The sequence below is a fragment of the Bacteroidota bacterium genome, from assembly GCA_030706565.1.
In the GTDB taxonomy this organism is placed as follows: Bacteria; Bacteroidota; Bacteroidia; order Bacteroidales; family JAUZOH01; genus JAUZOH01.
On record JAUZOH010000220.1, the window covers coordinates 1 to 6,303 of the forward strand.

Sequence of the window (6,303 nt, forward strand, 5' to 3'; positions counted from 1 at the left end):
AAGGTTGTTTGACATCACCGAAATAATGACCTTCATTTTGATGGATCCTGATGCTTCTCATCAATTGATTTCAAAATGTACGGATTTCCTGATTCAATACATCTCTGCTTATAAGAAAAATGGTGCTTCCGGGATAATTATCGCCGAACCGGCCGCCGGACTATTATCCCCGGACGATTGCAATGAATTTTCCTCAAAGTATATCAAAAAGATTGTGGAAGCTGTTCAGGACGAAAGTTTTATGGTTATTTTGCACAATTGCGGGAATACGTTAACACTGGTACCGTCCATGATTTCTACCGGTTGCCAGGGTTTCCATTTTGGAAATGCGGTACAGATGAAAGATATTTTGCCTCAAATTCCAGGCGATATCCTTGCTTTTGGCAACCTGGATCCTGCAGGCGTTTTAAGGATGAGTGACGCGGTTACCGTGAAGGTTAAAACAAAAGAGATGATTGAAGCCTGCAAAGGCTATAAAAATTATATACCCTCTTCCGGTTGCGACGTACCCCCGGGTACTCCGCTTGAAAATATAGGCGCTTTCTATGATGCCGTGGCCGAATTTTATGGCAAATAAAAAATCAAAAAGTTCACCATGAGCCCTTTGTTTCATGGTGAACTTTGCAGATACGTTTAATATTTATTCATGTTCTTTTTATAATTCTTTATCAGTTTTCCGAAATCCTTGTCTTTTTTCCGTCTTTCGGCAACCGATGATTCATAATGGGCCTTTTCTTTTTCCATTTTCAGGTAATTTTCGTAAGAGTCTTTGTCAATTTCCCCTTTTTCAACTGCTGCAAGAACTGCGCAGCCGGTTTCATGCGTATGCGTACAATCTTTGAATTTGCAGTTCTTCGCCAGGCGTACGATATGATCGAAGGTTGTTTCCAGTCCGTTTGCTGTATCAGCGATGCCGACTTCCCTCATTCCGGGATTATCGATCAGTATGCCGCCATTGCTCAGGACGGTTAATTCCCGGTAACTGGTAATATGCCTGCCTTTGCCGGTAGCCGTGCTTATTGCATCTGTTTTCATCACGGACCTGCCGGAAAGGTTGTTCATCAAGGTTGATTTCCCGGCTCCCGAAGAGCCCAGCATGCAGTAGGTCTTGCCTTTACTGATGAGTTTTTTCAGGGCTTCGTATCCTTCCTGTGTTTTGTTGCTGATGGCAACCAGGGGTACATTTTTGATCCGCCGGCTGATGCTGCCGGTTAGTTGATCGAGTTCCCCTTCACTGACCAGGTCGGTTTTTGTAAGTACGATAATGGCGCTTACTTTTGCCGAATTACAGATGGTCAGGTATCTTTCAAGCCTGTTGATGTTAAAATCGTGGCCGGCTGCCTGTACCAGAAATGCATAATCAATATTCGCGGCAATGATCTGTATTTCTGCATATTGTCCCACAGCTTTTCTTGAAATGACGGAGTATCTCGGCAATATTTTATGGATGATGGAAAAGCCTGAATCATAGATGGTTAGTGCAACCCAATCGCCGACAACGGGAAAATCCGCACGGCTCTTGGCCGAGAATCGCAGATTCCCGGTTATTTCAGCCTCCAGTTCTCCCTTTTCTGTTTTTACCATGTACCGTTCTTTGTGCTCTGAAACAATCCTTCCAATTTCAAAATTCAGGAGGTTATTCTCTATTCTCGTCTTTTCGATCTCATGAGTATACCCAAAATCTTCTAATTTCATCTTAGTATGAATTTAAGTGAAAATATTTAAGGTGTTGTGTTAAAATGGATAATAAAACAACTGCCCGGAAGATTATCCGGGAAAAAGTTGATAGCCGGCAAGTACAGGCTATCGGTCAGGCAAGTCCCGTAAACGGGATAGAGAAAATTTTTTGCATAAATTTTAATCTGACATCAAAAATAATAATTTTTTACCTGTTGAGAAAAGATTATAAAGTATTTGTTTTAGCCTGAGGTTATTCAGCGAAAATTATATCAATTATTTTTCTATGATTTATTTCGGTTTCAAAAAATTTTTGCATCTGAGATAAACCTGTTTGGGTATTTTGCGGATCAAATCCTTATAATTGTATATTGCCGTTTTAAATTTTTAAATTTCCTCCTATTTTGCCGAAGGAAAAATATGCCGGCTGCTTATTGGGATTTTCATATATTATTTTGTGATCAACTATTTTGGATTACCATGCAGTAAAGACAGCCAGAAACCGATCGTTTTTTCTGGCCGGAAACATTGAGTTACTATTTCACTTTATTATAGAATCTGATGATAATATATTTACGATATATTTGTCTATTAAAACCTTTTATTTTTGTTTATTGATAACATGAAAAAAATACGATTTTTATTGTTATTTGCTTTTCTTGTATTTTGTAATATCCAAACTAAGGGGCAACCTGCATATATATTTCACCATCTGACCACAGATGCCGGACTTTCTAACAATCATGTTACCTCAATATTAAAAGATAAATTTGGATTCCTGTGGGTAGGAACAGAGTCAGGATTGAACCGTTATGACGGTTATGGGTTTAAGGTGTATGCGGTGCGTTCTCATAATTTTAACGGTTTATTAACCAATAATATAGCGGGTCTAAGTGAAGATGGTCTTGGAAATATCTGGATTGATGTAGGTTTTGGTTATGTGGTATACAACCATGGGAAAGACAGTTTTATCACAGATATACCGAAATTCTTGAAAAATTTATCTATAACGGTTGGCCGTGAATATAAAATATATATAGATAAAAGCCATGATTTGTGGGTATTTAGTAATCAAAAAATATTTCACTTTGATGCGAATAGAAAATTATTGAAGGTATTTAGGCAAAATCTTTCAATGATTGATATTTCAACCATGGCGATAAGTGATGATGGCGATAATCTTTTTATTATTAATAAGGCCGGATTATTATTCCAATTTAAAAAAAATACAGGCAAATTAACAAAAATCGAGTTGCCCGATTTTATAAGGATTGAATTAGCAAATAGTTCTAATAAAATTTATGTGGATAGTTATAATGGACTATGGCTTAGTCCATTCAAATCCGATCTCATTTATTACCAGAGAAATCCCAGCCAAAAATGGCAAAAATTAACCTTACATTCGCCAATAAAGACGCAAACAGACATTGTACAAAGTATTATTGATGACAAAAATGGTCAAGTTTGGATAGGAACGGATCATAAAGGCGTTTTTTTATATAATATATATAAAGGAACCATCTCAAATATTCATTATGATCCTAATTTATATACATCTATTGCATCCAATAATGTGGATTGTATTTATCGGGATAACGAGGGAACAATCTGGTTGGGAAATGATAAAGCAGGAATATCCTATTTTCATAAGAGTTTTCAGAATATTGTAAATATTCAATACCCCGAATGTAGAGATATTAGTGCAATTTTAGAGGATAAAAGTGGAAATTTATGGTTTGGTACGGACGGAAATGGGATATTTGTAAAAAAAGAAGCTTCAGATAAAGCGATTCAAAAACTTGCTTTTCCTAATTTTGCTGTAGTCTGTTTACTTGAAGACAGAAAAGGCCGGATGTGGATTGGAACATATCAAAATGGCCTTTTTTGTTATGAAAATGGAAAGATTCTTCATTTTACTACGCATAATAGCGACTTGTCTGATAACAACATCTGGAATTTGCAAAAAGATTGTTATGGAAATTTGTGGGTGGGCTCTTTAGGCGGTAAAGTTCAATGTCTGCATCCTGACTCCAAGGTATTTGATCCGATCAATAATCCAAATGCGGAAATTAAATATGCACAGTCCATGTATTATGACGGCAGAGATAATTTATATATAGGAACCGCTTATGGACTTCATATAAAAAATATTATTAACGGTAAGAGTAATTTATACCTTGGGAATAGTCGTGGTACGCAACAATTTAAGCAACAATACATTTCTTCAGTTTATAAAGATAAAAGAGGAATCTTATGGTTGGGACATTGGCAGGGAATGACTGTATGGGATTTGAATAAAGATACTCTATATTATTTAGATAAAGAGACAGGATTGTGTGACGATATCATTCGGGGCATTGTTGATGATATTTATGGGAATATTGTTGTGACTTCAAGTAATGGATTGTCAATTCTATCTGTTGATAAAGATAAGTCTGGCAGACTAACTTTTACCATCAGAAATTTCTCTGTTAAAGATGGTTTGAAAGGGAATAATTTCAATAATCATTCAATATGTAGGTTACGAAACGGAAATATTTTATTAGGAGATGTGGAAGGATGCACCCTGATACAGTCTAATAAAATGGCAGAAAAAAATCAACCGTTTTCCAAAATTACTTTTACAGAATTGGAGGTTGGCAATGAAGTAATTCAAGTAGATTCAATTTATAATGGGCACAAGATTTTGGAACGTTCATTAGAACAAACTTCAGCGTTGATATTCCGATATGACGATAAGTTGATCGATTTACACTTCACAACCGGAGATTTACTTAATGCGGATAAGGTTAAATATGTTTATCAGTTGGAAGGATTCAATAACCAATGGTTTCCAACTCGAACAAACGAAATTGAATTTTCTTCTCTTCCCCCTGGCAATTACCGTCTTTTAATCAAGGCCTGTAACAGTGATGGGGTTTGGAATGAAAATCCCGTTGAAATGCAGATTAAGGTCCTGCCCCCATTTTATCTGTCATGGTGGGCAATTGCTTTATATGTCCTGATAGCAGTTGCGCTTATCTTATTCATTTTTCAACGGGTAAAGCATCAGCATAGAACTAAGCTGGAACAACAAAAAAAACAAATAGAACACGAACAGGCTATACATCTGAATGAGATGAAATTGAAATTTTTTACAAATATCAGTCATGATTTGCGTACCCCGCTTACGTTGATTATTACACCCATTCAGATCTTGTTAAATGAAAAAATATCGGACGAAAGACTAAGGAAACCCCTGCAAACCATACATAAAAATGCAGAACAATTGATGCAAATGATCAATGCTTTGTTGGACTTCAGGAAACTGGATGCCGGGGCTGAAACTCTAAATCTCAAGAATAATGATTTGGGTTATTTTATAAAAGAAGTTTATTCTTCATTCCAGGTTTATGCGGCTGATCGAAAAATAAACTTTACACTGACAGACCAAACTGATAATTTTTATATGCAGTTCGATCCTGATAAAGTAAAAAAGATTTTAATTAACCTGCTGTCCAATGCTTTTAAATATACTCCTGATGGAGGAAGCGTAAATATTAGTATATCCAGACAGAAAGATTATGCTTTTATCAGTGTATCAGACACAGGCTCAGGCATTAGTGATGTAGAAAAGAAGCATGTTTTCGAACGCTTTTACCAGGCTCCTCAAAGACAGGAAAAAACGGGCAGTGGTATAGGTCTGCATATTGTAAACGAATATGTACGGATGCATGGCGGTTCAATTGAAATAAAAGATAATGTGCCAGCTGGGAGCATATTCTCTTTTACACTTCCTGTTATTAAAGCCGATATGACAGAAGTTTCAGACCCGGATCAGGTTGAAAAGGAAGTTGATATGCCTGATAATCCGGCTATGTTGAAAGGTTCAAAAAAACCTTTATTGTTGTTCGTTGACGATAATATAGATTTTTGTGATTTCATGTCGGATAATCTCTCTGACGAATATGAAGTGTTGACTGCTCACAACGGGCAAGAAGCACTGAATCAATTGAATCTTCACGATGTAAAAATTGTAGTGAGTGATGTAATGATGCCAGTGATGAGTGGGACTGACCTGTGCAGGTGCATTAAGACGAATATCCTATGGTCTCATATACCGGTCATCTTGCTTACGGCCCGTACCACGGAAGAAGCTCAGGTGGAAGGTTTGGAATTGGGCGCTGATGATTATGTGACTAAACCCTTTAATTTTAATATACTAAAGTTGAGGGTCCGCAAGTTTATTGAATGGACAGAAAAATGCCATATCGCATTTAGTCAAAAAATGGACATTTCTCCCAGCGAAATAACTATTACTTCATTAGATCAACAGTTGATAGAAAAAGCAATTAAGGTTGTTGAAGAAAACATCAGCGATATTGAATTTTCTGTTGAAGCCCTTGGGACAGCAGTAGGTATGAGCCGTAGTCATTTGTATAGAAAATTGATGAATATTACAGGTAAAGGCCCTGCGGAATTTATCCGCACGGTTCGTTTAAAACGCGGCCGTCAACTTTTAGAGAAAAGCCAGTCGCAAATCTCAGAAATTGCCTATTCAGTCGGGTTTAGTTCGCCAAAGATATTCGCCAAAAATTTCCGGATTGAATTTGGAGTCTCTCCTTCCGAATATTTACATAACTTGAA

4 protein-coding genes are annotated in these 6,303 nt (G+C 36.8%); 3 read left to right on the top strand and 1 reads right to left on the bottom strand.

Annotated elements, in window-relative coordinates:
- Nucleotides 1-577 (top strand): uroporphyrinogen decarboxylase family protein (locus Q8907_11150; protein MDP4274823.1); only part of this gene is annotated, 577 nt, incomplete at its 5' end.
- Nucleotides 578-633: 56 nt separating this feature from the next.
- Here Q8907_11150 and rsgA read toward each other — a convergent pair.
- The gene (rsgA, locus tag Q8907_11155) at nt 634-1,695 is read right to left on the bottom strand and encodes a ribosome small subunit-dependent GTPase A (GenBank protein MDP4274824.1); all 1,062 of its coding nucleotides are present in this window, start codon (nt 1,693-1,695) and stop codon (nt 634-636) included.
- Between the two features lie 44 nt (nt 1,696-1,739).
- Here rsgA and Q8907_11160 point away from each other — a divergent pair, with 44 nt between their 5' ends.
- Together Q8907_11160 and Q8907_11165 are read left to right on the top strand one after the other, a co-directional pair.
- The gene (locus tag Q8907_11160) at nt 1,740-1,928 is read left to right on the top strand and encodes a hypothetical protein (protein ID MDP4274825.1); all 189 of its coding nucleotides are present in this window, start codon (nt 1,740-1,742) and stop codon (nt 1,926-1,928) included.
- A gap of 371 nt (nt 1,929-2,299) precedes the next feature.
- A partial coding sequence (locus Q8907_11165) for a two-component regulator propeller domain-containing protein (GenBank protein ID MDP4274826.1) occupies nt 2,300-6,303 on the top strand: 4,004 nt, incomplete at its 3' end.